The sequence below is a fragment of the Stappia albiluteola genome, assembly GCF_014050225.1.
Lineage (GTDB): Bacteria > Pseudomonadota > Alphaproteobacteria > Rhizobiales > Stappiaceae > Hongsoonwoonella > Hongsoonwoonella albiluteola.
This window is the reverse complement of the sequence record NZ_JACFXV010000048.1, coordinates 218,500-245,326: the sequence shown is the minus strand read 5'-3', so window position 1 is coordinate 245,326 and position 26,827 is coordinate 218,500. Positions and strand designations below refer to the sequence as shown.

The following is a 26,827-nucleotide window of genomic DNA, read 5'->3' as shown; positions in this document are numbered from 1 at the left end:
GTTTCAGGATTTGACGGAGGTCGCGATGGCATCGCAGGCCTTGTCGATTTCATCCGCCGTGTTGAAGGCGTGCGGAGAGAGCCGATTGATCGCGTTCCAGCCACGGGCGGCCATGTAGAGAGGTCCATAGCGTGTCGTTGGCGCTGAAATGTTTATGCGACTTTGCCTGAGGTCGGCGGCAATTTTGGCCGGAGCCACGCCGTCCGCCAGGAAGGTAACCAGCCCGCAAGAGCCTTCGTTGCCCTCAAGCACCGTTATGCCTTCGGTACTCGAAAGCCTTGCCCGGGCTTGCGCGGCCAATTCCTTGATTACTGTGAAATCGGCCGAAATATCTCGTGTGAGGATCAGCTCAAGCGCCGACAGGAGGCCAAGCCTGGCTGCGTAGTTGCTTTCCCCGGTTTCGAAGCGTCGCGCATCACCGCGCAGATGCGGAGCATCGTTTTCCCAGGGAGCCGCAAACTGGTCTACGCCAAGCGGTTTGTATTCGTTAAGAAACCGCTTGCTGATCCAGGCGAAGCCCGTCCCGCGCGGGCCGCGCACGAACTTGCGCGCGCTTACGGTCAAGAGGTCGCAATTAAGGTTGCGGATGTCGACAGGGAATTGGCCGATCGCCTGTGCTCCGTCGACGAAATGAAGCGCTTCGGTCTGCCGCATCAACTCGCCGATTTCTTCGACCGGGTTGACTTGCCCGGAAGTCGCCGCAACCCAGGTGGTGCAGACGAGCTTGACCCGCTTATCCTTCAGTGCGGATTCGAATGTCCGCAGATCCATGCGCCCCGACGCATCATCCGGAACGACCTTATAGCTTGCTCCTGTGCGTCGGCAGGTGTGATGGATCATCGAAAGGTTGCCGCCCCACTCTGACGATCCCACGAGCACGACATCGCCGGGTTTCAGGTCGACGGCGAGAAAAGGCCTCTGCCAGGCATTGGTATGGCTGTCGGCAACAAGCATCTGATCAGCGGTGCCACCGACGAACGCCGCAACGGCGGAGTAGAGCTGCTCCAGTTTGCTGGAAACCGCATTCATCGCCTCCGTCGAGCCGCTTCTCGCCTCTAGCTCGAGATGGGCTTTGATGGCGTCATGAACTCGCTGATCCGCAAGAGAGCCCGCAGCGTTGTTGAGGTGGATGAAGTCATCGACATGGGGTATGCCCTGTCGCATCGTATTGGTGCTCACGAGTAGGATCTCACCGAAAAGACGTTGAGCCTGCCACTGGAATTGGTGGAACAAGCTCCTATATAGAGCATCACCTATATAGGAATTATATTATATAGGATGGTGATTATATAATGGAGGATGAGGAGTCAATCACCGCTGCGCTCAAGGCTCTGTCGAGTCCTGTGCGACTGCAGATCATGGAATGGCTTCGCGATCCACGCGCTCATTTCCCGCCGCAGCGGGATGGGGATCTGGTCGAGGATGGAGTTTGCGTGAATTTCATTACCGCAAAGCTCGGCCTCAGCCAGCCGAGTGCGAGCGTGCACATGAAGATGCTGGCGGGCGCCAACCTTGTGCGGCCGAAGCGGATCAAGCAGAGCGTCTTCTACAAACGCAATGAGGAGGCGATCCGCTCCTTGCAGGAAGAACTCGCCAAGCGCGTCTGAATTTTCCGGCTTGTCAGGCCGTTGCCAATTCGCGCAGCACCTTCTCATGCAGACGCGGGTCGCCGGAGGCTACCACTTGTCCGCCCTGTTCCGCGCGGCCGCCGCTCCAGTCGGTCACGACACCGCCCGCGCCTTCGATGATCGGGATGAGGGCAACGATGTCATAGGGTTTCAGCCCCGTCTCGATGACCAGGTCGACCTGGCCGGCCGCGACCATGCTGAAGCCGTAACAATCCGTCCCGTAGCGCGTGTTTCGCGTCGCCTGCTCGATGCGCTTGAAGACCGGCTGCTCGCCGCCCATGAACAGGCGGGGGTCCGTGGTGCACATCAGCGCGTCCTCGATCCGGCTGCACGCTCTCGTGCGGAGTTGGCGCCGGGCGCCCTGGAACTGCAGCCAGGCTTCCTTGCCATCGCCATGGAAACGCTCGCCGATAAATGGCTGCGCCATCATGCCCAGGCTTGCCCGCCCGTTCTCGTTGAGGCCAATCAGCGTGCCCCAGGTCGGCAGGCCGGTGATGAAGGCCCGGGTTCCGTCGATCGGGTCGAGCACCCAGATATGAGACGCATCGAGTTGATGGTTGCCGTGTTCCTCACCCAGGACACCGTGGCTCGGATAGGTCTTCAATATCAGGTCGCGCATTGCTTCTTCGCCCGCGCGATCGGCAATCGTCACCGGATCGAAGCCCTTGGCCTCCTTGTTCTCCACGTCCACTGCTGCCCGGAAATGCGGCATGATCGCTGCCGTCGCAGCGTCGGCAAGGTCATGCATGAATGCGGTGAGATCGGTGCGGTCAGCCATTCATCGAGCTTTTCATGAGGGCAGGGCGTTCCCTGCCCGGAGTGAGAGGCGGAAGATGTTTCGATAGCCACGACCCAGCGAAAAGGCAATCGGATCGCCGCAAGTGCGTCGATTCGCTGTGCAGTCGCCACCTTGCGGGTTATTCCACTTCGAATGTGTGGCAATTTCAACATTTTTGCGCGCAATCATGTGGTATATTTACCACTCTAACGCGGTTGTTTTGAAATCCACTTGACCTTTGTGCAGTGCGATGAGAGATTATTGCAGCGCGATATGACGCTTTGCGTCTGAGCGCCGCCCTCCTTGGGCGTTTCCTCCCTAGACTCGGGCCGCCTCGAAAGAGTGCGGCCTCTTTTTTTGGGGCTTGGCCGGGAAGAGGCTATTCCGCTGCAATGGCGCCGAGATCCATGCCCGAGGCCGGCAGGCTTGTGAACTCGGCTACGAAGCAGGCGATGTCATTGGCAAGTCGCTGAAAGCCCTCGCTTTTTTCCATCGATTGCTCGTCCATGTAGAGGCCGCGATTGACCTCGATCTGAAGGGCGTGCAGCCCTTTGGCGGGGCGTCCGTAATGCTCCGTGATGAAGCCGCCCGCATAAGGCTTGTTGCGGCTGACCGCATAACCCATGGCGTTCAGGCTCTCAAAGGCCGCATCGACAAGCGAGGCCGAGCAGCTTGTGCCATAGCGGTCGCCGAGAATGAAATCAGGCCGCCGTCCTCCATCGGCATTGCGGATCGTCGACGGCATGGAATGGCAATCTATCAGCACCGCGTAGCCGAAGGTCACGTGCGTTTCAGCGAGAAGCCTGCGCAGCGTGCGGTGATAAGGCTTGTAGATCGTCTCGATGCGCGACAGCACTTCATTGATGCACAGCCGGCCGCGATAGATCTCCTGCGCCTCGCCCACGATGCGGGCGATCGTTCCGAGCCCTCCCGCAACGCGGATCGAGCGTATGTTGGCATAAGCCGGCAACCGATCCTCGAACATCTTGGGGTCGAGTTCGTAAGGTTCGCGGTTCACGTCGAGGAAGGCGCGGGGAAAATGCGCCCGCACCAGGGGAGCGCCCCTGGCGACGGCGGGCATGAACAACTCGTCGACATAGGCATCTTCCGAACGTCGGATTGCCGGTGCCTCCAGCTTCGACGCATTGAGGAAGTTCAGCGGATAACAGCGTCCGGAATGAGGAGAATTGAAAACGAAAGGCAGCCGCAATCGGGACGGAGCGAGAATTTCGTAGGCGGGCGTATCTTCAAAGCCGGTGACAACCTTCATTTCGCCTCGTCCCGCCTTCCTCTCTGCTTCTTGCCGACCGCTTGTCATCCTATCGGGAAGGCGCTGCCCGCCGCGAAACAGAAGTGTGCCTGCTTCGCCGCCCCAATGTCCACAGCCAAACGCGCTTCACTGGATGTTTACGGTGTTGCGGCCTTATAAGACTAAGTGAGTCTGTGCCAAAATGGGAAGCGGGACCATCAGGCACGCATCGGGAAATGGAAATCAGGATGGCACGGATCCTTCTGGCGGAAGATGATAATGACATGCGCCGGTTTCTGGCCAAGGCGCTGCAGAATGCCGGCTACGATGTCGTCTCTTTCGATAACGGCAAAAGCGCCTATGAACGCCTTCGCGAGGAGCCCTTTTCGCTGCTCCTGACGGATATCGTGATGCCTGAGATGGATGGCATCGAGCTGGCGCGGCGGGCGACGCAACTCGATCCGGACCTGAAGGTCATGTTCATTACGGGATTTGCGGCCGTGGCTCTCAATCCGGACTCCAATGCGCCAAAGGATGCCAAGGTGCTGTCGAAACCCTTTCATCTGCGCGACCTGGTGCAGGAAGTGGAGCGGATGCTCGCGGCCTGATATCCGCTGGCGGCAAGACCCGGCGGGAGATGTTTTCCACCGCTCCCGCAGGTCGCTCGCAAAGGCTGAAGAAGTTTGGCAAGAGGGCTTGCGTGCCGTGCTGAAGCCCGTTATATCGCTTGCCACTGCGGCGGTTGCGCCGCGATCCGAACGAGTTTCGGGCGTGTAGCTCAGCGGGAGAGCACTACGTTGACATCGTAGGGGTCACAGGTTCAATCCCTGTCACGCCCACCATTTTCGCGAAACTTCGCTCAGGTGAAGCTTCGCAACCTGCCTGGAAACGGAGCGAGACGCAGCAGCCTTGTCGTTGCGCGAACGATCCCCGGGCTGGATCACTTGGGCGCCTCGGCGCCCGCTTCGTTTAACGGATGCCAGGGGTAGCCAGAGGCGGCCATGGCTCCCAGCCCGATCCGGGGACGTGTGACATGAAGATCAAGAACTCGCTCAAGTCGCTGATGGGCCGGCACCGCGAGAACCGCATGGTTCGCCGCAAGGGCCGTATCTACATCATCAACAAGAAGAATCCGCGCTTCAAGGCTCGCCAGGGCTGATCGCTCTCGTCCGGCATTTGCCGTCGGGCGCCGAGTGAAGAGTGCACGTCTTCCTCAAGTCTTTTTGAGCATGCTTGACCGCCGCATCGTGGAGGCCATAATCCTTCCGATGCGACGGTTTCTTGCGTTTTCAACTCTTCTGTCACTGCTCGGCTGCCTGGCCCTCCCGATCAATCCCGGTATGGCGCAGGACCAACTGCTTCCGCCCGAGCTTAGTCCTCCTTCGCTCGAGGATCTGCCCGCGCCTCCGGAAAACGACGCGATTACGGACCCGGCGCCTGCCCTGGAGCCGGAGCAGTCGGCGGAAAAGGAGCTGGACAAGCTCTTTGCCGAACTGCAGGCGACGACAGACGACAAGGCCGCACAAGGCATTGCAACCAAGATTCAGCTGATCTGGCTCAGGTCCGGGAGCCCGACCATCGATCTGTTGATGGCGCGCTCCGCCGCGGCTATGGAAGCGAAGAATTATGGCCTTGCGCTTGATCTTCTCGACACCGTCACCGTCCTCGCGCCGGACTATGCGGAGGGATGGAACAGGCGCGCGACGATCTTCTACCTCCAGGAGGATTTCGGCCGATCGTTGATCGATATCGAAAAAACCTTGTCCCTTGAGCCGCGCCACTGGGGCGCAATCTCCGGCTTTGCAATCATCATGCGCCGCCTCGAGCGGCCGAGCGACGCCCTCCAGGCCTTCAAGCGGGTGCTGGAACTCAATCCAAACAGCCCGAATGCCCGTAAAGCGGTAGAGGATCTGGAAAAGGAAACTGCCGGTCAGCCGATCTGAGAGGCGCTCGAACCGGCGACCGCAGGGCAAAGATATGAAGACGGCCGTCGTCAGCTTTACAGTCTTGCTTGCGGCGGCGCTTTTCGCGGCCGCCCTTTATACCGAATACCGTCGCCGGCATATTCAGGCGGAATTTGAGCCCTCCGGCCAGTTCCACGATGTCGCCGGCGTGCGGCTTCATGTGGTCGACATGGTTCCGGACGGATGGCGGACCGGCGATCCGACGCTGGTATTCCTGCATGGGGCCAGCGGAAATCTTCTCGATCAGAAGCTTGCCTTTTCCGATGCCCTTGGCGACCGATACCGGCTGGTCTTCGTCGATCGGCCAGGGCATGGCTTCTCCGACCGTGGTGGCGAAAAGGCGCATTCACCGCGCCTGCAGGCAGGCCTTGTCGCGGAGTTGCTGCGGAAACTTGGAGCCGACCACGTCGTCGCGGTGGGGCATTCCTGGGGCGGATCCGTTGCGGTGGAGCTGGGCCTTAATCATTTTGATATCGTCAAAGGCATCGTCTTCGTGGCGCCGGCCACACATCCCTGGGAAGGTGGCGTTACCTGGTACTACGAAGTCGCGGCGGCGCCTTTCATCGGCAAGCTCTTTACCCGGACCCTGACCTTGCCGGTGGGCGAACTCCTGGCGCCGCGCACCATCGACTCGGTCTTCGCACCCGACAAAGCGCCTCCGGATTATTTGGAGAAGATTGCTCTGCCACTTCTGTTCAGGCCGGAAACGTTCCGGGCCAATGCGCGGGACGTGACGAGGCTCCACGCGCATGTGAGCGAGGCCGCCCGGCAATATCCCTCAATACCGGTGCCCGCGATCGTATTGACTGGCGATCGTGACGGGATCGTCTATGCCCATATCCATTCGGCTGGCCTTGCCAGAGATCTTCCCCATGCCGAACTGCGGGAATTGCCAGGAGCCGGGCATATGCCTCATCACAGCCGTACCGCCGAAGTGGTCGCCGCCATTGAGGACGTCGTGGAAAGATCGCGGACTCCGGAGCGCAAGGAGCTTGTGCAGGCATCCGAACCGGCCGCGTGAGCCCTACCAAGGCTGCCGCCGCCGGATTGCGCCGATCGGAAGAGGTCAGATGCCGCCCCGGCCGTCGCTTCCCACGAATGCGATCCGCAGCATGTTGGTCGAACCCGGCGTGCCGAAGGGGACGCCAGCGGTGATGATGATGCGCTGGCCGGGCTTCGCGAAATGCTCCGAATAGGAGATGCGGCAGGCGCGATCGACCATGTCTTCCTCGTCATGGGCATCTTCACTGACAACGCAATGCAGGCCCCAGGCAAGGGACAGGCGGCGCGCAGTCCCAACGACCGGGGAAAGCGCGATGACCGGCACCGACGGTCTCTCGCGCGACGCGCGCAGGCCCGTGGCGCCCGAGGAGGTGTAGCAAACCACGGCGGCGAGGCTCAGCGTCTCGGCGATCTGCCGGGCAGCAGCGGAGATGGCATCGGCGCCGGTTGCCTCAGGCTCGGCGCGCTGGGCGTGGATGATCGCCCTGTAATTCGGATCGCGCTCCACTTCCTGCGCGATGCGGTCCATCGTCTCGACCGCTTCGACGGGGAACTCGCCAGCTGCCGACTCCGCCGACAACATCACGGCATCCGCGCCTTCGAAGACGGCCGTGGCCACGTCGGACACTTCGGCACGCGTCGGAACAGGAGCTGAAATCATCGATTCCAGCATCTGGGTGGCGACGACGACCGGCTTGCCGGCCCTGCGCGCAGCCCGCGTGATCTGCTTTTGCAGGCCCGGAACGCGCTCAAGCGGCATTTCGACGCCCAGGTCGCCGCGTGCCACCATCAGGGCGTCCGAGAGTTCCAGGATTTCGGGAAGGCGGTCGATGGCCTGCGGCTTTTCGATCTTTGCCAGGACACCTGCGCGACCGCGGGTAATCTTGCGGACCTCGGCAAGGTCGTCGGGTCGCTGGATGAAGGAAAGCGCGATCCAGTCGACCTTCGCGTCGAGCGCGGCCTCGAGATCCTTGCGATCCTTCGGCGTAAGCGCGCCAACGGGGATCTCGGTATCCGGAACGCTGACGCCCTTGCGGTTGGAAAGCTTGCCGCCCACTTCGACAATGCAGTTCGCCCTCGTCGCACTTGCCTGCTGGACGACCAGGCGGATCTTGCCGTCGTCGAGCAACAGGCGGTGACCGGGCTGCAGGGCTTCCAGTATTTCGCGATGAGGCAGGTGGACCCGGTCGATGGTGCCAGGCGCGGCGTCGGCATCGAGGATAAACGGAGCGCCGTTTTCCAGCATGACCGAGCCATCGGCGAAGGTACCGACACGCAGCTTTGGCCCCTGCAGGTCCGCAAGGATGCCGATCGGCCGGCCGACGGATTCTTCAACGGCACGGATGCGTCCGACCAGCGTATTCAGCAACGCGTGATCGGTGTGGCTCATGTTGATGCGGAAGACGTCGGCACCTGCGCGATAGAGCTTCTCGATCGTCTCTTGATCGGAAGACGACGGGCCCAAAGTTGCCAGGATCTTGACCCGTCTGTTCCGCCTCATCGCCCACCTGTTCCTTCCTGTACCGGTTCGGTCAGCTGGACGGTCCAACTCGATTGCTCGCCGGTATCGATTTCAAAAAAACCTGTCCGTTCATATCCGCGAGCGACGCAGTCCTCAATGCCTTGAATGGTAAATTCCTTTTCGCGCGTACACATATAGGCGCGTCCGCCCCATTCGCCGAACTGGTCGTAATCGACGGCATAGATATAGTAATAGCGTGATACGAGCCGGCCGGGCACCAGTGTCTCACAGCTGTTGGCGGGCAAGTTCCACCAACCTTCCGTCACCCAGTCGGCCTTCTCCCTATATCCGATAGCAACGCCGACCTGGCTCTCGGTCTTGTTGCAAAGGCGCAGGTCAGCCTTCGCATCAGAGCTGGAGGACGCGATGAAGACCAGTGATATAATTATCGCGGCAGCAGCAGATGCTGAAAATTTCATCAGTCCGTCTACTGCCGTGTCTTGGCGTTCATCGCCATTATTCATCATTCGGTCACTCGTGCCACGGCTTTCGCGAGAAATCTTATTGCTGAGTGCTGACAGGATTGTCAATCACGACCGGGTGATGTGCGTTCGCATTGGTCAATGTAAGGTTGGCGGAATTCTGCCACTCTGCGCCTGCGTAGACAGCGCTACTGTCGTATCGCGACGAAAATACGGCAAAAAGCAATGACATCGACAGATATCCAACCCTTCCGATCAGTCGCCGGACGCCTGCGGAGTGCCAAGCGAGCCTGTTTGGGAGGCAGAGGTTCGCGCCCGCATGCGTGATCGCGGACGGGCTACGAATATGCCGGCGAGAATCACCAATCCACCCAGTGCCTGCAAACCGGAAAGAGCTTCGCCAAGAAGCAGCCAGCCGGCTGCGGCTGCGGCAATCGCTTCCAGGAAGATGACAAGCGCGGAAAAGCCGGCCGACAGATGACCAAGCGCAAAGGTCAGAAGGCCCTGGCCGGCGGTCTGGCTGAAAAAGGCAATTGCCACGAGCGCCGCGACCCCCTTCCAGCTGTTCGGCAGGAAGCCGTCGTCGAGCGCGAGAGCGACGAAGAACAACACGATGGCGGTGATGATCGTGGAGCGATAAAGCAGCAGCCCGGGAGTACTGGCACCTTCGCCGCGTCGGGCAAAGCGCATGGCGAGAAAATAGCCGCCGAAGAATATCGATGTCAGGAAGCCATAGGCGTCGCCGGCCAGCCGTTCGGGCGCGAAACCGAGACTTGATCCGACAAGAGCGCCAGCGCCCAAAAGGCACAGCCCAAGCCCGATCACCATCGATCGCGTGACAGGTTCGCGGATCAGCGCGCCGGATCCGAGCATCACCCAGAGCGGCGCCATGGTGGCAAGGAAAGTCGCGTTGGCGATCGTGGTGTTGAGGATGCCGAGGTGCCAGAAGAACAGGTCGCCGGCAAACACGGCCCCCGCGATAACGGTCGCGCGATTCCACGGGGCTGCCGGCTTGCCATCCCGCAGTTCCAGTCTAGCCCACACGGCAAGCAGCGGCAGCGACAGGGCAACGCGCCAGAACGCGCTGGCGAACGGACCGACTTCGGCAAAGCGGACGAAAACCGGCGAGACGCCCATGGCGATCGCACCGCCGACAAGGGCGGCAAGGGCAAGCGCGACTTGCGGATCGACCGAAGCCGGCGCGGAAGAACTCGGCGGAGAAGACATCAAAGACGGTTGGTCCGGAGGCAAAGCTCGTTTATTCGTAACGCTCACTTCAAGCACGCTGCCCGGTCAAGCGCAATCTGATCAACAGCCGGCGCTCTTTCCAAGGGATAGACCGATTTGGCGCCGCCGCGAGCGCCCGAAGGTGACGATCGAAAACATGCCAAAAGCCTTTACCTCCGCCGCCTCGCCCGATACCGCGGTCTTCGAAACGCGGCCAGGCAGCCTGGAAAGCGGGCTCATCCTGATCTGCGACCATGCCTCTAATGCAATGCCGTCGGACTACGGCGATCTTGGCCTGCCGCAGTCGGAATTCGAGCGCCATATCGGATATGACATCGGCGTACGGGACCTTACGCTGCTTCTGGCGGAGCGCTTCGATGCCCCGGCCGTGATGACGACCTATTCGCGCCTGCTGATCGATCCGAATCGGGGCGAGGACGATCCTACGCTGGTGATGCGATTGTCCGACGGGGCAGTGGTGCCGGGCAACGCCCGCGTGGATGAAGCCGAGCGCAGTGCGCGGTTGCAGCGCTTCCACAAGCCATATCATGCCGAGATCGATCGGCTGATTGACGTCCATCTCGAGGCGGGAAGGGTCCCCGCGCTTTTGTCAGTGCATTCCTACACGCCGGTCTGGCGAAGTGTGCCGCGCCCCTGGCACGCCGGTGTCCTGTGGGATCGCGACCCGCGCTTTCCTGTAGCGCTGCTGGAAGCGTTGAAAGAGGACGCGGAGCTTGTCGTCGGTGACAACGAACCCTATGACGGTTGTCTGAAGAACGACTGCATGTACAGGCATGGCACGGTGCGCGGGTTGCCGCATGCGCTTCTGGAAGTCAGGCAGGACCTGATCGGCGAGCGCAAGGGCGTCGAAGCCTGGGCCGACCGGCTGACCCCTATTCTGCAGCGACTGCTGAGACTGCAGGAGTTGCATCGTATCGAGCATTTCGGCTCTCGTGCCGACAGTCGGGTGTGAAGATCGTTTCAGCGGAGCGATGACCAGTGACCGAAATTGACGAGAAGACGCAGATCGAGCTTGAAGCTGCCGCATTCCGGCGGTTGCTGTCGCATCTGCGCAACCGTACGGACGTTCAGAATATCGACCTGATGAACCTCGCTGGCTTTTGCCGCAATTGCCTCTCGAACTGGTATCAGGACGCGGCGCGCGACAAGGGGCTCGAATTGGACAGGGAAGAAGCGAGAGAGATCGTCTACGGCATGCCCTATGGCGAGTGGAAGGCGAAGTACCAGGCGGACGCCAGCAAAGAGCAACTGGCGGCCTTCGAGGACAACAAGCCGGATCATTGAGAGGCTTTGGCCTCGGAAATTTCTTGAAGCAGGAGAAAGAGCGTAATGGCCAATCCAGACGGAGTGGCAGCCGATCAGCTGCGTGCCTTCGTGGAGCGCATCGAGCGGCTGGAAGAAGAAAAGAAGGTGATATCGGACGATATCAAGGATGTTTATGCCGAGGCCAAGGGTACCGGTTTCGACATCAAGGTCTTGCGCAAGGTCATTTCGCTGAGAAAGAAAAAGCCTCATGAGCGCGAGGAGGAAGAAGCTGTCCTCGACCTCTACATGCACGCGCTCGGCATGGCCGGTGCGGCCGGCGAGGGCTAGGCAATTCGATACTCCGAAATAAAAAACGGCCCTTGCGGCCGTTTTTTATTTTCCGGATCTGCAATCTCTCAGCGGATAGTCATCACCGGCAGCAGGACAACGGCTTCGCCTTCGAAACTGTCGGCAAGCGGCCACTTGCGGGCTTTCTCGAAGCGAACCGGCAATATCCGGTTGGCCGTTGCCAGCAGTTCGCCAAGCTGACGCTGATTGGGGTGGCTGAAAGAGGCAAAGGCCATCGCCTTGGCGGAAACCCGGCCGGACATGATGCCCGGGGTAGCGGCCCTGTCAGGCAAGGCTGCGAATTGTGCCAGCGGGTCATCGATCGGTGCAATCGGGACCTGGCCCGACAGCGATGGACCGGTGCGCGCCGCCGGTCGAGCCGACTGCGGCGCGGCGTTTTGCGCGGCTCGTCCTGTGAGGGAAGGAGCCGTGCTTCCTCCAAGGCTTGCGGTTGTGGTCGGCGCTGCGCCATACGCGAGGACGGCGTTGCCGAGCGGGGCCTGTCCGCCCTTCTTGCGGCCGACATCGCCTTGAGTTGCAGCAGCGATCGCATCGACGCCATTGGCCGGCGCGGGCCGGGGTATCGCCGCGTGCGATGCAGCTGCAAGCGCCAGGACGGCTTCGGGTTTCACCTGCGGTCTGGAACTGAAGGCCGGCTCGAAGCGCTCGGCTGCCACTGGCGTTATTTCCTGGGCCGCCGACGCTGTCTGGATGAAGCCGCCAAGCGTGTCTGCCGCCGTTTCGATAGCCGGCTTGCCGGTGCGCAGGCGCTGGGCTTGTGCATCGAGCGTGCCCGGTGCCGCAGGCGCTTCGGCAACGGTAATCAGGTTCGCAGGCTTGGAACGGGGAAGGACGCCGGCAAGGATCGTGGCCGCCGGCGCGGCGTCTTCGCCATCCGCCGTATTCTCTTTCTGGATCGGTACGGGCGGTGCTGCGATGGCGACGGCGGCATCTTTGCCGGAGCTCGACCGCCCGGCCGCCTGATCCTGCGCGGCCTTCACGCCTGGGAGTGCGCCATTATCGGCTGTCTCGGGCCTGACGGCAGCAACGCGCACTTTCGTGTCTTCAGCCGAAGCGCTTTCTGTATCCGGACCATTGTCCTCGCCGTCCTCACCATCGCCCGAGAAGAGCGAGGCGAGGAAGCTCTTGCCGGAGGAATTGCCGCCACTCGGGCGGATAATGCCTCCCTGATCGCGGGACGCATTGGTCAGGCTCTGGCCCTTTGTGCTTGGTTCGTCGTTGGAGGCGACAAGCGTCGGTGTCGGGCCTCCCTTCTTGTGGCGAGCCAGGGCCTGCTGGTAACCCGGCATCGGCTTGCCGTCGGAAGGTACGTGGATCGTGACCCCGTCCGGGAAAACCTTGGCGAGCTGCGAACGGGTCATGCGCGGCCAGTGGCGCACGCTTCCGGTATCCATATGTACAAATGGCGATCCGGATGTCGGATAGAAGCCGACGCCGCCGACTTCCTTGCGCAGGCCGAGGGCGCGCAGCTTGGCCAGATCGAAACCGGGGATGAAGAAATCCATCGCCTTGCCGCGGGTGTGCTGGCTGTTTTTTGCCACCCCGCGGGAACGGGAGCGCAGCATGTTGTTCGTGGCGGGAGAACGATAGCCGGAGACGACATGGATCGGCTGGCTGGTGCCCGTCTTCTGGTAGACCTCCCAGATCAGATCGAACAGCTTCGGATCCATCTGGGTGCTTTCATTGCGCCGCCAGTCGCGCAGAAACCGGTTCAGATCGCGCAGGCCGGAAGACACGTAGCGGCCGTTCTTCTTGAAGGTGATCTCCACCCGTTCATGCGTATGGGTGTTGTAGAGCTTGAGCGAGCGCGTTTCGGCGGCTGCCTCGCTGCTAGCGGCAAAAAGCCCGACCCCGATAGTCAAAAGCGCCGCAGTCGCTAGCGACCGGGCGCTGTCTCGAAACTTGTGGACATACGCATCGAGCAAGGTTCGTGTCTCGCTAACTATCCGGCCGCTCAGGGCCGGCCCATCCACCCCCCGAGAAAAGGTTGTAGCGGGCACCGAGTTAAGAAGTTTTTACCGTATTCAAAAATGAGAGCAAATCGTGGCAGATACGCATCACCTCTCGAAATAATGCGCCCGTGGCATAGAAACCACTATCCACCGCCAGAGTCGAGTCGGTTCATTCCTTAAAGAAATCGGTGCCTTAACAATTCCGTAACGTCATGTGTGGGGTGCGTCATTCTGCTGCATCCCGATCGGCGGTTTCTTCGAGGCCATAGTCCTTAAGCTTGCGATAGAGAGTGGAACGGCCGATCGCAAGGCGCCGGGCAACTTCCGTCATTCGTCCGCTGTAATGATCTATCGCCGCTCGAATCATCTCTTCTTCGATTGTAGCGAGCGAGCGGATATGGCCCTCGTCGTCGTGGCTTCGGATGAAGCCGAAGGGGGGTAGCGAGGCGGAGAAGCCCGAAGCCGCTGCCGATGGCGGTTCCGGCGTTGCAGCGGCCTCTCGACGCTCAAGTTCTGCGGCCGGGGTTTCAGCTATCGGCTGCCTCGCGGGAGTGCCCGGGGCTGCATGGCGCGATGATCCCGGCTCCAGCGCCGACGCGATCTGCGGAAAGTCCTCGACCTGCAAATGATCGCCGTCGCACAGGACCACGGCGCGAAAGACAGCGTTCTCCAGCTGCCTGATATTGCCCGGCCAGTGATAGGCCATCAGCATGTTCATGGCATCCGGTGCGACCGAGCGCACTTGTGGCTTGCCCTCCTCAGCGGCGAAACGGGCAAGGAAATGGCGCAGGAGGTCCGGAATGTCCTCGATCCGGTCGCGCAGCGGCGGCAGCCATATCGGGAAGACATTGAGGCGGTAGTAAAGGTCTTCGCGGAAGCGGCCTTCCTTCACGAGATCTATCAGCCGGCGATTTGTCGCCGAAATCAGGCGGAAGTCGATCCGCGCCGGCCGGCGGGCGCCGATCGGATCGATCTCGCCCTCCTGGAGGGCGCGCAGCAGCTTCACCTGGATATCGAGCGGCAGCTCGCCGACCTCATCGAGAAACAGCGTGCCGCCATGCGCTTCCTGGAACTTGCCTGTGTGTTTCTCCACCGCTCCCGTAAAGGCCCCCTTTTCATGGCCGAAGAGAATCGATTCAACCAGATGCTCGGGTATGGCACCGCAGTTCACCGTCACGAAGGGACGTGCCCTCCTGTCGCTGGTGCCCTGGATGGCACGGGCGACCAGTTCCTTGCCGACGCCCGATTCGCCTTCGATCAGGATCGGGATCTGCGACGTCGCCGCCCGGCGTCCCACCCTGAGCACCCGCTCCATGGCTTCGGAGCGCGTGACGATGTCGTCGAAGGTGAAGGTGCCGGCGGTCTGCTTGCGGATGCGGGTGATCTCGCCTTCAAGGGCGGAAGCCCGCAGCAGATTGCGCACCGAAACTTCCAGCCGCTCGGGGGAAACCGGCTTGACGACGAAATCCTGGGCGCCGGCGCGGATCGCATTGACCGCGGTTTCGATACCCGCGTGGGCCGTCTGGACGATGATCGGTACGCCGATACGGCTTTCACGCAGCTTCGTGATGACCCCCATTCCGTCAAGCTCGGGCATAACGAGGTCGAGGATCATCACATCGATGTCGCCACCTTCCGGGCCTGACATGATGTTGAGCGCTTCCAGGCCGTTTTCGGCCGTCCTCACGCGGTAGCCGAAACGCTTGGCAGCCTCTTCCAGCAGGCGCCGCTGGATGGGATCGTCATCGACAACGAGTATCCTGCCGCTGATTTGATCCATGCCTTGCGCCTCGGTCCCGGGAATCTGTGCCAATCCGGGTCAGCCTAGCTGGCGCCGAGTAAACAAATCGTCCATGGATCGGGGTCACATCCGTTTGCCGAGGGATTGATGGGGGCTGCATGCCCTTGCGCTCCCTGCCGGCATGACCAAGATAGTTGTTTGCACTATGCACCGGAAAAATCGGGGTCTTGATGTTGACGTTGTCCGAGAATGCCATTGCCCGTGCCGCCGAGACGGCGGGAGCAGCCGAATCGCTGGGTGATCTGCCGGAATGGAATCTTGCCGATCTCTATTCGGCCATGGACGCGCCGGAAGTCGGGCGCGATCTCGCGAAAGTGGAAGCGGACGCGCGCGCTTTCGAGGAACGCTACAAGGGAAATCTCGCCGCCATCGCCGAGCGCTCCGGAGCTGAACTCGCGGACGCGGTCATGGCCTACGAAAAGATCGACGATCTGATGGGCCGGCTCGCATCCTTCGCGGGCCTTGTCTACGCGGGCAACACCACCGACCCGAAAAGGCAGAAATTCTATGGTGACATACAGGATCGGCTGACCGATGCCAGCACCCACCTGATTTTCTTCACGCTCGAACTGAACCGGATCGCGGACGAGACACTGGACAGGGCGGCGGAAGCGCCGGCACTCGCGCGCTACAAGCCCTGGCTCGCCGATATACGCAAGGAGCGGCCTTATCAGCTCGACGATCAGATCGAGAGGCTCTTCCACGAAAAGCATGTGACGGGCAGAGCCGCCTGGAACCGGCTTTTCGACGAGACAATCGCCGGCCTGCGTTTCGAAGTCGACGGACAAGAACTTTCGATAGAGCCGACGCTGAACCTGCTGCAGAGCAGTGATGGCGAGAAACGCCGCGCCGCTTCGGAGGCGCTTGCGAGGACCTTCAAGGAAAACCTTGGCATCTTCACCCTGATCACCAACACGCTGGCCAAGGACAAAGACATCTCCGACCGGTGGCGCGGCTTCGAGGATGTCGCGGACAGCCGCCATCTTGCGAACCGGGTGGAGCGTGAGGTCGTCGATGCGCTGGTATCGGCTGTGCGCGACGCCTATCCGCGGCTTTCCCATCGCTACTATGCGATGAAGGCGAAATGGCTCGGCATGGAGAAGCTGAACCACTGGGATCGCAACGCGCCGCTGCCGAGTGCCGATACGCGTCCGATTCCCTGGGAGGAAGCGCGGGCCACCGTGCTCGACGCCTATGGCGCCTTCTCGGAGGAACTCGCCGATATCGCCGCTCGGTTCTTCGACCTGGGCTGGATCGATGCGCCGTCGCGGCCGGGCAAGGCGCCGGGTGCCTTCGCGCATCCCACCGTGCCGAGCGCGCACCCCTACGTCCTGCTGAACTATCTCGGCAAGACGCGTGACGTGATGACGCTGGCGCACGAACTCGGTCATGGCGTGCATCAGGTGCTGGCGGCGCCCAACGGCGCGCTGATGGCGCCGACGCCTTTGACGCTCGCCGAAACAGCGAGCGTCTTCGGTGAGATGCTGACCTTCCGCGCCCTACTCGACAAGGCTGAGACAAGGGAAAAGCGGAAGATCATGCTGGCCTCGAAGGTCGAGGACATGCTGAACACGGTCGTGCGTCAGATCGCCTTCTACAGTTTCGAACGCAAGGTTCACGAGGCGCGCAAGGAAGGCGAACTGACAGCGGACTCACTTTGCGAGCTATGGATGTCGGTGCAGGCCGAGAGCCTGGGGCCGGCGATCGCGTTCAGGGAAGGCTATGAGACCTTCTGGACCTATATCCCGCATTTCATACACTCGCCTTTCTACGTCTATGCCTACGCGTTCGGCGATTGCCTCGTGAATTCGCTCTATGCGGTCTATGAGGAGGCTGAGGCCGGTTTCCAGGAGAAGTATTTCGAGCTCCTGAAGGCCGGCGGCACGAAGCATCACTCCGAGCTTCTGGCACCCTTCGGACTTGATGCGACGGATCCCGCCTTCTGGCAGAAGGGCCTTGCGGTTATCGAGCGGCTGATCGACGAGCTGGAAGAAATGGACAGCTGAGAAGGCACCGTCATGGTGGTACGGGACGAAACGGTTTTCGCGCATACGCCCTACGATGGCTCGAGGCAGCCGTTCACGATCGGGCTGGCGCCGCTCGATCTGAAGGACTGGATCGAGCCCGACCACCATTTCGAGGCGCATCTTGCGGAAAAGGAGCGCCTTTTCGAGAACGCTGTCGCACCTGTCTTTTTGGCGGAAGCCGACACGGTTCCCGCGCAAGGGGAAGTGCTGGGCCTGTTGCTGGAGCATTTGCCCCGCCGGTTTCCCGATGTCTACTCGGTAAGTGGCGGGGCCGTTACCCTGCTTGCGTCGGGCAGGCGTTACGAATTTGCCGATTTCGGCGGCAGACCGCTCTTGCTGGCTGCAAAGCTCGTTCAGGAAGATCTGGTGATCATGCGGAAGGGGGAGGGCGGATACCGGCTTGTCGCCGCCGCTCTCGCCTTTCCGTCCTCCTGGTCCCTTGCAGAAAAATTCGGCAGGTCGATGCCGGAGATCCACGAAGGCGTACCGGGTTTCAATGACGGGCGGATGGGGCCGGTGGTTGCCCGGATTTTCGACAATCTTGCGGTCGACCGGCCGGTGTGGCGGCTCAACTGGTCGCTCTACTCGGACCCCGAACTGCATCACCCGATGCCCAAGCAGATTGACCTGAGGGTGACCGACACCTCCTTGCCAGGCCTCCATGTCCGCGTCGAGCGGCAAACGCTGCGCCGCCTGCCCGGGAGCGGCAACATTCTTTTCACCATCAAGATCCATCACGATCCGGTGGCGGCCTTTGCCGCGCATCCCGAAGGCGCCCGCCTTGCCCTGGGCCTTCGTCGGCAATTGCTGGAGCTCACGCCCGAGCAATTGGCCTACAAGGCGCTTTGCCACGCCCGGGCAAGGATTGCCGAGGATTTGCTTCGCCTTGCGGAAAGTTGCGGCAAATCCTCCAAGCAGGAGCTTGCTGCCGCGAAATGAGCACATCCTCCAGGGATCGCGAGAAAAATCGGCTGACGGCGCGCGTCGGTCGTTATGCCAGGGTCGGCAGCAATATGGGCGGGCTCGCTGCAAAGCTCGCCGGCAAACGGCTGTTCGGCCTTGAAGTCGACAATGAACGCCAGGCGGCGGAGCTTGCCGCGGCCCTTGGCGGCCTCAAGGGGCCGCTCATGAAAGTGGCGCAGTTGCTTTCCACGATCCCCGACGCAGTGCCGCCAGAATATGCGACCGAGCTCGCCAAGCTTCAGTCGGCGGCCCCGCCAATGGGGTGGCCCTTCGTGAAGCGGCGGATGACGGCGGAACTTGGAGCCGGCTGGCAGGCGCGTTTCGCTCATTTCGACAAGGAGCCGTCAGCGGCAGCCTCCCTGGGACAGGTTCACGCCGCGGTCCATCCCGACGGAGCGCGGCTTGCCTGCAAGCTGCAATATCCCGATATGGAATCGACCGTCGAGGCGGACCTGAAGCAGCTGGCGCTGCTGTTTTCCATCCACCGGCGGATGCGCCCCGCGATAGATACGACGGAGATCGCCAAGGAAATCGGCGAGCGCGTCCGCGAGGAACTCGACTATGTGCGCGAGGCGCGCAACATCGCCACCTATGCGCATATCTTCGCCGATGAAGCCCGCATACGGGTGCCGGATGTCTACCCGGAGCTTTCCACCAGGCGCCTGTTGACCATGGGGTGGCTGGATGGCAAACCACTGCTCGCTTTTCGGGAGCATTCGCTTGAAGACCGGAACAGGATCGCGCAAGTGATGTTTCGTGCCTGGTGGCATCCCTTCAGCCACTACGGCGTCATTCACGGAGATCCCCATCTCGGCAACTACACCGTCTACGAACAGGACGGTCACCCGGCAGGCATCAACCTGCTCGACTACGGATGCATCCGCATCTTCCCGCCGGGATTCGTTGCGGGCGTGGTGGACCTTTATCGCGGGCTTCTGCACGACAATCGGGAGCAGATCGTTTCCGCCTACGAGAGGTGGGGGTTCAAGGGCCTCACGAACGAACTGATCGAGATCCTCAATATCTGGGCGCGATTCATCTATGGGCCGCTTTTGACGGACAGGGTCCGGGCGATCGCCGAAGGCGTCAGCCCGGCACAATACGGGCGCAAGGAGGCGTTTCGCGTCCATCAGGCTCTCAAGGAGATGGGGCCGGTGACCGTTCCGCGCGAATTCGTCTTCATGGACCGCGCGGCGATCGGGCTGGGCGGCGTGTTCCTTCATTTGCGGGCGGAACTGAATTTTTATCGGTTGTTCAACGAACAGATCGAGGATTTCGAAATCGAGACCGTCGAAACGCGCCAGCGGGACGCTCTCGCGGCTGCATCGAGGGGCGGCAAGGCGAAGGTCAAGGCCTAGCCGGCAAATCCGGTTGTCGCCTCGCGTCCCCGCGACCATATTGCGGGCGGATGCCACGCAGCGTATGAAGGCCGAAGCCGCGCGTAACTTCGCCATGGGGATAGCGTTGCCCGCGGCCGGGGGTCTGTTATAAAGACCTTCGATATTCGACTATTGAATTAGAGGGAAAAATGGCAGAGGTCACCGTGCAGCCATCCGACTTCAACGCCCACAAGGCGACCTACGAAGGCTTCATCAACATCGGCAAGATCAGCGTCGTAGCGCTGTTGAACGTGCTTCTCTGCCTGATCCTGTTCAGTTTCGGCGGTACGGCCGGCACGATTTTCGGCTGGATCCTGATGGTTGCGCTTTTGATTGCCGCCGCCGTCGGCATCGCACTCGGACCCAAGGGATGGGTTCCGTCAGCGGCGGTCTTTGGCTTGAGCGTTCTGGCCGCTATCGTGACGGCAGGCTGACGCAACCCTTCTGTCGTCTGCGGAAGGTATCATCCGGACATGGGGAGGCATTGGATGAAGATCGGTGTGCCTCGCGAAAGCGAGGCGAATGAGACGCGTGTCGCCGCGACGCCCGAAACGGTGAAGAAATTCATCGCACTGGGCTTCGAGGTGGCGGTCGAGAAAGGTGCCGGGACGGCCTCCCGGATCCTGGATGCCGACTTTACCGAAGCTGGCGCGACGATCGCCGCGAGCGCCGAGCAGGCGCTCGCCGATGCCGATGTCGTGCTGAAGGTCCGCCGCCCCTCGGCAGCCGAGCTGGCGCATATCAGGAAGGGGGCCCTGGTGATCGCCACCATGGACCCCTATGGCGCGGAAGCAGAGGTGAAGGCCATGGGCGATGCCGGTGTCACGGCGATCGCCATGGAGTTCATGCCCCGCATCACCCGCGCACAGGTCATGGACGTCCTGTCCTCCCAGGCGAACCTCGCCGGCTATCAGGCCGTGATCGAGGCGGCGGAGGAATATGATCGCGCCTTCCCGATGATGATGACGGCCGCGGGCACGGTTCCCGCCGCCCGTGTGTTCGTGATGGGCGCCGGCGTCGCCGGACTGCAGGCGATTGCGACCGCCCGCCGCCTCGGCGCGCAGGTGACCGCCACGGACGTGCGCCCGGCCGCCAAGGAGCAGGTGGAATCGCTCGGCGCCAAGTTCATCGCGGTGGAGGACGAGGAATTCCGCCAGGCGGAGACGGCCGGCGGTTACGCCAAGCCGATGTCGGAGGAATACCAGAAGAAGCAGCGCGAACTGGTCGCTTCCCACATCGCCAAGCAGGACGTGGTCATCACCACAGCGCTCATCCCGGGCCGGCCCGCGCCGAAGCTCGTGACTTCCGAAATGCTGGCGACGATGAAGCCGGGATCGGTTCTCGTCGATCTGGCCGTCGAGCGCGGCGGCAACGTGGAAGGGGCGAAGCCCGGCAAGATCGCGAAGGTCGGCGACGTCAAGATCATCGGCTATCTCAACATGCCGGGGCGGCTCGCGGCCTCCGCGTCGTCGCTCTACGCCAAGAACCTCTACGCCTTTGCCGAGACTTTGGTCGACAAGGCGGAGAAGAAGCTGGCGGTGAACTGGGATGACGACCTCGTCAAGGCAACGGTTCTGACCAGGGACGGCGCGGTCGTCCATCCGGCCTTCGCGGCAGAGAAGCAATAGGGGGCGACCATGGCCGAACTTTCTCAGAGCGAAGCCCTGGAACGGGCGCAGGCAGCCGCACAGAGCGCCCGCGAAGCGGCAGATCACGCGCAAGCGGCCGCGGATGCCGCGCAATCCTACGCGGACCAGATCGCCGGCGGCCTGGGAGACACGCTTGCCGATGTCGCATCGGCCGCGACCGGCGGAGCGATCGACCCGTTCGTTTTCCGCCTGTCGATTTTCGTGCTGGCGATCTTCGTCGGCTACTACGTGGTGTGGTCGGTAACTCCGGCGCTCCACACGCCTTTGATGTCCGTCACCAACGCCATTTCCTCGGTGATCGTCGTCGGCGCACTTCTCGCGGTCGGTGTCGACCTCGCGGCTGGTGAGGGAACGGTGCTCGCGAGAGCATTCGGGTTCATCGCCCTCGTGCTGGCAAGCGTGAACATATTCGGCGGCTTCCTCGTGACGCAGCGAATGCTCGCCATGTACAAGAAGAAGCAGCGCTAAGGGGGCGTGACGGATGTCAGCTAATATCACCGCCACGCTCTATCTGGTTTCAGGCGTGCTTTTCATTCTTGCGCTGCGCGGGCTGTCGAGCCCGGAATCCTCGCGCAAGGGCAATACGTTCGGCATGGTCGGCATGACCATCGCCATTCTGACGACGCTCGCGGCAACCGGGATTTCGGCCGGCTCGATCGTGCTGATCGCGGCCGGGCTCGGAATCGGCGGCGCGATCGGTGCGCTGATTGCCCGCCGGATCCCGATGACCGCCATGCCGCAGCTTGTTGCGGCCTTCCATTCGCTCGTCGGCCTGGCCGCCGTGCTGGTTGCGGCGGCGGCACTCTATGCGCCGACGGCCTTCGGTATCGGCGAACCGGGCCATATCCACGCACAGGCGCTTGTCGAGATGTCCCTCGGCGTGGCGATCGGCGCGATCACCTTCACCGGCTCGGTCATCGCCTTTGCGAAGCTCGACGGGCGTATGTCCGGCAAGCCGATCCTGCTGCCGGGCCGCCACGTCATCAATATCGCGCTTGCTGCCGGCATCGTCGCGCTGATCGTGGTGCTCACCCAGACGGAAAGCCATTTCGTGTTCTGGCTGATCGTGCTCCTGTCGCTGGCGTTCGGCGGACTGATCATCGTCCCGATCGGCGGCGCCGACATGCCGGTGGTCATCTCGATGCTCAACTCCTATTCGGGTTGGGCGGCCGCCGGTATCGGCTTCACCCTCGGCAACACGGCGTTGATCATCACCGGCGCGCTGGTCGGCTCGTCCGGTGCGATCCTCTCCTACATCATGTGCAAGGGCATGAACCGCTCGTTCCTGTCGGTGATCCTGGGCGGCTTCGGCGGCGAGACGGCGTCCGCCGCGGCCGGCGGCGGCGAGGCGCGTCCTGTGAAGCAGGGCTCCGCGGAAGATGCGGCCTTCATCATGAAGAATTCGTCCAAGGTCATCATCGTGCCGGGCTACGGCATGGCGGTGGCCCAGGCGCAGCATGCGCTTCGCGAAATGGCCGACCAGCTGAAGGCCGAAGGCGTCGAGGTGAAATACGCCATTCACCCGGTCGCGGGCCGCATGCCGGGTCATATGAACGTGCTGCTGGCGGAAGCCAACGTTCCCTATGACGAAGTGTTCGAACTGGAGGACATCAACTCCGAATTCGCGACCGCCGATGTCGCCTATGTGATTGGCGCCAACGACGTCACCAATCCGGCCGCCCGCGACGATCCGCAATCGCCGATCTACGGCATGCCTATCCTCGACGTGGACAAGGCCGGCACCGTGCTGTTCGTCAAGCGCGGCATGGGATCGGGCTATGCCGGCATCGAGAACGAACTGTTCTTCCTCGACAAGACGATGATGCTGTTCGGCGATGCCAAGAAGATGACGGAAGAAATCGTCAAGGCGATGTAGCCGGTCGCGATTGTGTTCAAATGAAAAAGGCGCGCCCGAGGGCGCGCCTTTTGTCTTTCGGCTTTCGTAAGAAACCCGTCAACCGCGATCGAGCCGCCCCACGCCTTCGCGCGCGAGCTTGTTGCCGGAATCGAGGCCGAGGGCACGATTATAGGCACGGCGTGCATCGTTCGTTCGCCCGAGCGCCTCGTAGGCGGCGCCGAGATTGGCCCAGGCAATGGCCGAACGGCTGTCCCGGTTCACGGCGTCCGAGAGATCGGAAAGCGCTGCCTTCGGATCGTTGATCGCCAGATAGGAAATGCCGCGCGCGATGTAGGGCTCGGCCGCATTGGGATCAAGGCCGATCGCCTGGGCAAAGTCTTCTATCGCAAGATCATGCCGGCCCTGGCCCTGATAGATCAGGCCCCGGGCGTGATAGGCGCGGGCGTCACTGGAATCGATGCGGATCGCGGCGTCGAAATCGGCGAGGGCGAGAGTGGATTGCCCTTGCTGGCTGTAGGTGTTGCCGCGCCCGACCAGGGCCACCGTATAGTCGGGCTTGATGCGCAGAGCCGTGTCGTAATCGGTAATCGCGCCGCTGAGATCACCTTTCCGCCGGCGAACAAGCGCGCGATTCGCATAAGCCTGATAGGAATAGGCATCGATACGCAGTGCGGTGTCGAAATCGGCAATCGCCTCGTCAAACCGGCCTGCGCGGCCATAGGCGATGCCCCGGGTGTTGTAGGCCGCCGCGTCGGAGGGATTGGCCTCGATCACCGCGGAAAGCGACTCGATATTCGCGGCGGAAGCCGGCGAGTTGTCGACGTTTCCGTAAATGCTGGAGCTCTGGCAGGCGGCAAGCAGAAGCGCCAGGGAAACCGCGGATAAGCCGGCTCTTCCAAGGAGTTTCCTTGCTTGCGTAACGCTCATTCCTGCAGCTCCCCGCCCGTGGTGTCCAAGTTGCTCCGCGCAGCCCATCAAAACTACAGGCTGCGGCCGCCAATTTCACTCCCGATTGAAGTCGGCCTTTCTCGCCACGCAAGACGTTTATTCTGTGGCGGCAGACCGGCTTCGCGCCAATTTACGTCCGGCGGCGTCAAGCGATCGGATAAAAGCAAACGGACCAGCCGGAGTTCCGGTTGGTCCGCCACAAATTTCTAATCTGCCCGAGTAGGGCCGTCAGGCTTGTCGCCCGTATCAGCGAGCCAGACCCTTGCCGGTCAGAAGACCTTCGCGCTGGGCGCGCTTGCGGGCAAGCTTGCGGGCGCGGCGGATGGCCTCAGCCTTTTCGCGCGCCTTCTTCTCGGAGGGCTTCTCGTAATGGCCGCGAAGCTTCATCTCACGGAAGATGCCCTCGCGCTGCATCTTTTTCTTCAGCGCCTTCAGCGCCTGATCGACGTTGTTGTCGCGAACCAGAACCTGCACGCGTCTTTTCCCATCTTCGTCGCGCCGGGCGGCTGCCTCACGCGCTGAATCCACCAAAATGCTTTTGCTCGGAAGCGGATATCAGGGAAACCCTGCCTGCCGCTAAACGCAAGATTCGCGAAGCCGCGGAGCCTGCACATGGCGACAACGAGCTGACCGCCGCTTTCACGTCGCTCGATGAGGTTGGTTTCCTACCAGACTGCCATGCGGTTGTCCACTGTCTGGAGTCCACTTCCGCCACCAAAACGTCACGGTCCTGCAAAATAGACTTTCGGGGCGAAACCGGCATGAAGAAGTTTGAAATCTTTGCGTGCCAAAAGAAGATAACGCAGCGTGCGATTCGGTTGGCGCGCGAATTGGAGTGCTTTGGATGTGCCGCTGGCTTGCCTATCAGGGGGCGCCGATTTTCCTGGCCGACCTCGTTTCCCGGCCCGGCCACTCCCTCATCGCACAAAGCCGGCGCTGCGCGGAAGCGAAGGTCGACATGAACGGCGATGGCTTCGGCCTTGGCTGGTACGGCGAATGCCCGGAACCGGGCCTTTATCGGGACGTTCATCCGGCCTGGAGCGATGAGAACCTCCTGTCGCTCACGGAGCAGATTCGCTCGCGCCAGTTCTTTGCTCACGTGCGCGCTTCAACCGGTACGGCGACGAGCCGCGCCAATTGCCATCCGTTCCGCTATCGCAACTGGCTGTTCATGCATAATGGCCAGATCGGCGGCTATGAACGCATCCGCAGGAAGGTCGAGGCGCTGATCGACGATCGCGTCTACCCTTCCCGCAGCGGTACGACCGACAGCGAGGCGATCTTCCTGTCTGTCATGAGCCGCAACCCCGAGGAGGATCCCCTTGCTGCGGTAGCCGGCGTTCTGGACAGTATTTTCGCGCTCATGCGGGAAGCCGGCATAGAGGAGCCGCTGCGGTTCACCGCGGCGCTTGCCGATGGCGATCGCCTGCTTGCCATACGCATGGCAAGCGACGGCAATGCTCCGTCGCTGTACTGGCGGCGCTGCGAAAAAGGATTGTCGGTCGTTTCCGAGCCGCTTGACCAGACGAGGGAGGGGTGGAGGGCCGTTCCCGCCGGTCACGCCCTTGTATTCGGCGGCGACGGCGATCCGGTCTTCAAATCGCTCGGGTCAATCGGCGCGTCCCGCGCGGCATGAAAATACCCCGCCAGATCTGAACCGCATCTGACCACAAGTGCATGCCTGAAGCATTGCTCCTGGAGCTATTCCTTATCACGGTAGCGATCCCGCCTTCAGGACAAGCGCTCCGGAAGTTGTCTCACAGGCTTTCCCCGACAGCCAGCCTCTGTGCGTCGGCGGGCACATAGCGGGGATTGGCGCTGACCTTTATGCCGACCCGGTCCCGGTACTCGGTCAACTGGCTCAGCCAGAAGCGGTAGATTTCGCTCATCGCGCGGAAATTCGGCCAGCGGTCGTTCATCACCCAATGGGTAATCGCCGAATGTTCCATCCAGACGAAATGGTAGTTCTGTACCGAGACCGATGAATTGATCGACCATTTCACCGGCTCGATGGGTGGGGCCATTTGCAGTAGCGCCACGCGCATGATCGCGTGGGCCGGGATCGTGCCTTCATAGGCGAACGATCCCATGGCATCGAGCGTCTCCACCGCTTGTCTCAGGTCGTTGTCCAGCGTGCCGCGATAGTGCGCGGCCCTCTCCAGGGGCGAACCGGCTATACCGTCGCTTCCGCGCCTGATCTGCTCATAGGCATACTCGTCGGCCCGATAGCGTGCCGGGTCGAGATGGTCGCCGTCTATTTCCAGTATCGCTGCATATTGGGCCCCGCTTCGCGTGGCGGCTGCGGCCGCAAAATGCACCGCACAGGCGTCCGTCAGGTAGACGTGGCTGCTTGGGCTCCCTGCCTGTTTCGATGACGCCGACGCCAGATCGACGCCCGGCTTGATGCCATCTCGCAATGCGGCCAGCGCAATGTCGCCGGTCGTGCCGTGATAGAAAACCTTCGGGAACTCCACTTTACAACTCCCGGTCACAAGATCTCCGTATAGCCACAATATAGTTGTGATTATGCAGAGTATCTACGCAGTAATCTCACTCAAGAGTGATGTTAAAATAATTAATAATTTCTTTAATCGAGGATATTTCCAAATAAAAACCATTATAATAAAATTGTATATTTGGAAATGCCGCTGGTGCGTCGATTCCGACAATCGTCGCGCGGCAATCGGCCTATTCGTCCTCCCGGGCTCCGGTAGAGTTGATGGGTTCCATCACAAGGTTTGTCTGGACCATGGCGCGGGCGATGGGTAATCGTCGCTCCTCGCGCTCCATTTCGGGCGCGCAGGGAATCAGACGGCTACGGGG

At 61.6% G+C, this 26,827-nt stretch carries 27 protein-coding genes and 1 tRNA gene; 17 read left to right on the top strand and 11 right to left on the bottom strand.

The features are described from left to right. Positions 1-3: 3 nt before the first annotated feature. Positions 4-1,179 carry an aminotransferase class V-fold PLP-dependent enzyme gene (locus tag H2509_RS09345; RefSeq protein WP_182164605.1) on the bottom strand — a complete coding sequence of 392 codons (1,176 nt, stop codon included), beginning with the start codon at positions 1,177-1,179 and terminating at the stop codon, positions 4-6. Positions 1,180-1,292: 113 nt separating this feature from the next. On the opposite strand from H2509_RS09345, the gene H2509_RS09340 reads away from it, so the two are divergent. After that, the gene (locus H2509_RS09340) at positions 1,293-1,607 is read left to right on the top strand and encodes an ArsR/SmtB family transcription factor (protein ID WP_182164603.1); all 315 of its coding nucleotides are present in this window, start codon (positions 1,293-1,295) and stop codon (positions 1,605-1,607) included. A gap of 13 nt (positions 1,608-1,620) precedes the next feature. Here the strand turns inward: H2509_RS09340 and hisN are convergent, their stop codons facing one another. Beyond that, positions 1,621-2,406 (bottom strand): histidinol-phosphatase, encoded by a 786-nt coding sequence (hisN, locus tag H2509_RS09335; RefSeq protein WP_182164601.1) that lies wholly within the window; start codon positions 2,404-2,406, stop codon positions 1,621-1,623. 379 nt (positions 2,407-2,785) lie between these two features. Then, positions 2,786-3,676 carry an N-formylglutamate amidohydrolase gene (locus H2509_RS09330; protein WP_182164599.1) on the bottom strand — a complete coding sequence of 297 codons (891 nt, stop codon included), beginning with the start codon at positions 3,674-3,676 and terminating at the stop codon, positions 2,786-2,788. A 227-nt stretch (positions 3,677-3,903) separates the two neighbouring features. Here H2509_RS09330 and cpdR point away from each other — a divergent pair, with 227 nt between their 5' ends. The 5 genes from cpdR (at position 3,904) to H2509_RS09305 (ending at position 6,640) form a co-directional block, all read left to right on the top strand. Beyond that, on the top strand, positions 3,904-4,263 hold the full coding sequence (gene cpdR / locus H2509_RS09325) for a cell cycle two-component system response regulator CpdR (protein WP_182164597.1): 360 nt from the start codon (positions 3,904-3,906) through the stop codon (positions 4,261-4,263). A 159-nt stretch (positions 4,264-4,422) separates the two neighbouring features. Next, a tRNA-Val gene (locus H2509_RS09320) sits at positions 4,423-4,497 on the top strand. 191 nt (positions 4,498-4,688) lie between these two features. Next, on the top strand, positions 4,689-4,814 hold the full coding sequence (gene ykgO / locus H2509_RS09315; RefSeq protein ID WP_182164595.1) for a type B 50S ribosomal protein L36: 126 nt from the start codon (positions 4,689-4,691) through the stop codon (positions 4,812-4,814). Positions 4,815-4,923: 109 nt separating this feature from the next. Continuing rightward, a complete protein-coding gene (locus H2509_RS09310; RefSeq protein ID WP_182164593.1) occupies positions 4,924-5,598 on the top strand; it encodes a tetratricopeptide repeat protein in 675 nt (224 codons plus the stop codon). A 34-nt stretch (positions 5,599-5,632) separates the two neighbouring features. Next, positions 5,633-6,640, top strand: a complete 1,008-nt coding sequence (locus H2509_RS09305) for an alpha/beta fold hydrolase (protein ID WP_182164591.1) — start codon at positions 5,633-5,635, stop codon at positions 6,638-6,640. 45 nt (positions 6,641-6,685) lie between these two features. Here H2509_RS09305 and pyk read toward each other — a convergent pair whose 3' ends face one another. From pyk to H2509_RS09290, 3 genes are all read right to left on the bottom strand, one after another. Beyond that, positions 6,686-8,122, bottom strand: a complete 1,437-nt coding sequence (gene pyk, locus H2509_RS09300) for a pyruvate kinase (RefSeq protein WP_182164589.1) — start codon at positions 8,120-8,122, stop codon at positions 6,686-6,688. Then, positions 8,119-8,610 carry a DUF1036 domain-containing protein gene (locus H2509_RS09295; protein WP_408022669.1) on the bottom strand — a complete coding sequence of 164 codons (492 nt, stop codon included), beginning with the start codon at positions 8,608-8,610 and terminating at the stop codon, positions 8,119-8,121. The genes pyk and H2509_RS09295 overlap by 4 nt, the downstream gene beginning before the upstream one ends. Positions 8,611-8,820: 210 nt before the next feature. Beyond that, entirely contained in the window at positions 8,821-9,792 is a 972-nt protein-coding gene (locus H2509_RS09290; protein ID WP_182164587.1) for a DMT family transporter, read from the bottom strand. Positions 9,793-9,949: 157 nt separating this feature from the next. Between H2509_RS09290 and H2509_RS09285 the strand changes: the two genes are divergently transcribed. The 3 genes from H2509_RS09285 to H2509_RS09275 are packed head-to-tail and all read left to right on the top strand — an operon-like array spanning position 9,950 to position 11,406. After that, positions 9,950-10,765, top strand: a complete 816-nt coding sequence (locus tag H2509_RS09285; RefSeq protein WP_182164828.1) for an N-formylglutamate amidohydrolase — start codon at positions 9,950-9,952, stop codon at positions 10,763-10,765. Positions 10,766-10,791: 26 nt separating this feature from the next. Further along, positions 10,792-11,097 carry a DUF1244 domain-containing protein gene (locus H2509_RS09280; RefSeq protein ID WP_182164585.1) on the top strand — a complete coding sequence of 102 codons (306 nt, stop codon included), beginning with the start codon at positions 10,792-10,794 and terminating at the stop codon, positions 11,095-11,097. A 45-nt stretch (positions 11,098-11,142) separates the two neighbouring features. Then, a complete protein-coding gene (locus tag H2509_RS09275; protein WP_182164583.1) occupies positions 11,143-11,406 on the top strand; it encodes a DUF2312 domain-containing protein in 264 nt (87 codons plus the stop codon). A 68-nt stretch (positions 11,407-11,474) separates the two neighbouring features. Here the strand turns inward: H2509_RS09275 and H2509_RS09270 are convergent, their stop codons facing one another. Together H2509_RS09270 and H2509_RS09265 are read right to left on the bottom strand one after the other, a co-directional pair. Beyond that, a complete protein-coding gene (locus H2509_RS09270) occupies positions 11,475-13,289 on the bottom strand; it encodes a DUF882 domain-containing protein (RefSeq protein ID WP_235974844.1) in 1,815 nt (604 codons plus the stop codon). Positions 13,290-13,605: 316 nt separating this feature from the next. Further along, complete coding sequence (locus tag H2509_RS09265) at positions 13,606-15,159, bottom strand: sigma-54-dependent transcriptional regulator (RefSeq protein ID WP_182164579.1); 1,554 nt, start codon at positions 15,157-15,159, stop codon at positions 13,606-13,608. 191 nt (positions 15,160-15,350) lie between these two features. On the opposite strand from H2509_RS09265, the gene H2509_RS09260 reads away from it, so the two are divergent. The 7 genes from H2509_RS09260 to H2509_RS09230 all read left to right on the top strand — a co-directional run bounded on the left by H2509_RS09260 (position 15,351) and on the right by H2509_RS09230 (position 23,074). Further along, positions 15,351-17,186 (top strand): M3 family oligoendopeptidase, encoded by a 1,836-nt coding sequence (locus H2509_RS09260; RefSeq protein ID WP_182164576.1) that lies wholly within the window; start codon positions 15,351-15,353, stop codon positions 17,184-17,186. 12 nt (positions 17,187-17,198) lie between these two features. Continuing rightward, a complete protein-coding gene (locus tag H2509_RS09255; RefSeq protein ID WP_182164574.1) occupies positions 17,199-18,146 on the top strand; it encodes a heme-dependent oxidative N-demethylase family protein in 948 nt (315 codons plus the stop codon). Further along, on the top strand, positions 18,143-19,528 hold the full coding sequence (locus H2509_RS09250) for an ABC1 kinase family protein (RefSeq protein WP_182164572.1): 1,386 nt from the start codon (positions 18,143-18,145) through the stop codon (positions 19,526-19,528). Before H2509_RS09255 ends, H2509_RS09250 begins: the two co-directional genes overlap by 4 nt. 170 nt (positions 19,529-19,698) lie before the next feature. Then, positions 19,699-19,983 (top strand): aa3-type cytochrome c oxidase subunit IV, encoded by a 285-nt coding sequence (locus H2509_RS09245; protein ID WP_182164570.1) that lies wholly within the window; start codon positions 19,699-19,701, stop codon positions 19,981-19,983. A 54-nt stretch (positions 19,984-20,037) separates the two neighbouring features. Further along, complete coding sequence (locus tag H2509_RS09240) at positions 20,038-21,177, top strand: Re/Si-specific NAD(P)(+) transhydrogenase subunit alpha (RefSeq protein ID WP_182164568.1); 1,140 nt, start codon at positions 20,038-20,040, stop codon at positions 21,175-21,177. Between the two features lie 9 nt (positions 21,178-21,186). Then, positions 21,187-21,666, top strand: coding sequence for an NAD(P) transhydrogenase subunit alpha (locus tag H2509_RS09235; RefSeq protein ID WP_182164566.1), 480 nt, complete (start codon positions 21,187-21,189; stop codon positions 21,664-21,666). 13 nt (positions 21,667-21,679) lie between these two features. After that, positions 21,680-23,074: an NAD(P)(+) transhydrogenase (Re/Si-specific) subunit beta gene (locus H2509_RS09230; RefSeq protein WP_182164564.1), complete on the top strand. Its 1,395-nt coding sequence runs from the start codon at positions 21,680-21,682 to the stop codon at positions 23,072-23,074. A gap of 78 nt (positions 23,075-23,152) precedes the next feature. On the opposite strand, the gene H2509_RS09225 is transcribed toward H2509_RS09230, so the two are convergent. Together H2509_RS09225 and rpsU are read right to left on the bottom strand one after the other, a co-directional pair. Next, positions 23,153-23,983 (bottom strand): tetratricopeptide repeat protein, encoded by an 831-nt coding sequence (locus H2509_RS09225; protein WP_182164562.1) that lies wholly within the window; start codon positions 23,981-23,983, stop codon positions 23,153-23,155. Between the two features lie 267 nt (positions 23,984-24,250). Then, positions 24,251-24,478: a 30S ribosomal protein S21 gene (gene rpsU / locus H2509_RS09220; RefSeq protein WP_182164560.1), complete on the bottom strand. Its 228-nt coding sequence runs from the start codon at positions 24,476-24,478 to the stop codon at positions 24,251-24,253. Between the two features lie 370 nt (positions 24,479-24,848). Here rpsU and H2509_RS09215 point away from each other — a divergent pair, with 370 nt between their 5' ends. Then, positions 24,849-25,640 (top strand): class II glutamine amidotransferase, encoded by a 792-nt coding sequence (locus tag H2509_RS09215; RefSeq protein WP_182164558.1) that lies wholly within the window; start codon positions 24,849-24,851, stop codon positions 25,638-25,640. A 121-nt stretch (positions 25,641-25,761) separates the two neighbouring features. Here H2509_RS09215 and H2509_RS09210 read toward each other — a convergent pair whose 3' ends face one another. Beyond that, entirely contained in the window at positions 25,762-26,478 is a 717-nt protein-coding gene (locus tag H2509_RS09210; RefSeq protein ID WP_182164556.1) for a hypothetical protein, read from the bottom strand. Positions 26,479-26,827: the final 349 nt, after the last annotated feature.

Bases quoted from the DNA above. Each gene is read 5' to 3' on its own strand.
- H2509_RS09340 (WP_182164603.1), top strand. From the start codon at position 1,293: ATGGAGGATGAGGAGTCAATCACCGCTGCGCTCAAGGCTCTGTCGAGT.
- hisN (WP_182164601.1), bottom strand. From the start codon at position 2,406: ATGGCTGACCGCACCGATCTCACCGCATTCATGCATGACCTTGCCGAC.
- H2509_RS09330 (WP_182164599.1), bottom strand. From the start codon at position 3,676: ATGAAGGTTGTCACCGGCTTTGAAGATACGCCCGCCTACGAAATTCTC.
- cpdR (WP_182164597.1), top strand. From the start codon at position 3,904: ATGGCACGGATCCTTCTGGCGGAAGATGATAATGACATGCGCCGGTTT.
- ykgO (WP_182164595.1), top strand. From the start codon at position 4,689: ATGAAGATCAAGAACTCGCTCAAGTCGCTGATGGGCCGGCACCGCGAG.
- H2509_RS09310 (WP_182164593.1), top strand. From the start codon at position 4,924: ATGCGACGGTTTCTTGCGTTTTCAACTCTTCTGTCACTGCTCGGCTGC.
- H2509_RS09305 (WP_182164591.1), top strand. From the start codon at position 5,633: ATGAAGACGGCCGTCGTCAGCTTTACAGTCTTGCTTGCGGCGGCGCTT.
- pyk (WP_182164589.1), bottom strand. From the start codon at position 8,122: ATGAGGCGGAACAGACGGGTCAAGATCCTGGCAACTTTGGGCCCGTCG.
- H2509_RS09295 (WP_408022669.1), bottom strand. From the start codon at position 8,610: ATGATGAATAATGGCGATGAACGCCAAGACACGGCAGTAGACGGACTG.
- H2509_RS09290 (WP_182164587.1), bottom strand. From the start codon at position 9,792: ATGTCTTCTCCGCCGAGTTCTTCCGCGCCGGCTTCGGTCGATCCGCAA.
- H2509_RS09285 (WP_182164828.1), top strand. From the start codon at position 9,950: ATGCCAAAAGCCTTTACCTCCGCCGCCTCGCCCGATACCGCGGTCTTC.
- H2509_RS09275 (WP_182164583.1), top strand. From the start codon at position 11,143: ATGGCCAATCCAGACGGAGTGGCAGCCGATCAGCTGCGTGCCTTCGTG.
- H2509_RS09265 (WP_182164579.1), bottom strand. From the start codon at position 15,159: ATGGATCAAATCAGCGGCAGGATACTCGTTGTCGATGACGATCCCATC.
- H2509_RS09260 (WP_182164576.1), top strand. From the start codon at position 15,351: ATGTTGACGTTGTCCGAGAATGCCATTGCCCGTGCCGCCGAGACGGCG.
- H2509_RS09255 (WP_182164574.1), top strand. From the start codon at position 17,199: ATGGTGGTACGGGACGAAACGGTTTTCGCGCATACGCCCTACGATGGC.
- H2509_RS09250 (WP_182164572.1), top strand. From the start codon at position 18,143: ATGAGCACATCCTCCAGGGATCGCGAGAAAAATCGGCTGACGGCGCGC.
- H2509_RS09245 (WP_182164570.1), top strand. From the start codon at position 19,699: ATGGCAGAGGTCACCGTGCAGCCATCCGACTTCAACGCCCACAAGGCG.
- H2509_RS09240 (WP_182164568.1), top strand. From the start codon at position 20,038: ATGAAGATCGGTGTGCCTCGCGAAAGCGAGGCGAATGAGACGCGTGTC.
- H2509_RS09235 (WP_182164566.1), top strand. From the start codon at position 21,187: ATGGCCGAACTTTCTCAGAGCGAAGCCCTGGAACGGGCGCAGGCAGCC.
- H2509_RS09230 (WP_182164564.1), top strand. From the start codon at position 21,680: ATGTCAGCTAATATCACCGCCACGCTCTATCTGGTTTCAGGCGTGCTT.
- H2509_RS09225 (WP_182164562.1), bottom strand. From the start codon at position 23,983: ATGAGCGTTACGCAAGCAAGGAAACTCCTTGGAAGAGCCGGCTTATCC.
- H2509_RS09215 (WP_182164558.1), top strand. From the start codon at position 24,849: ATGTGCCGCTGGCTTGCCTATCAGGGGGCGCCGATTTTCCTGGCCGAC.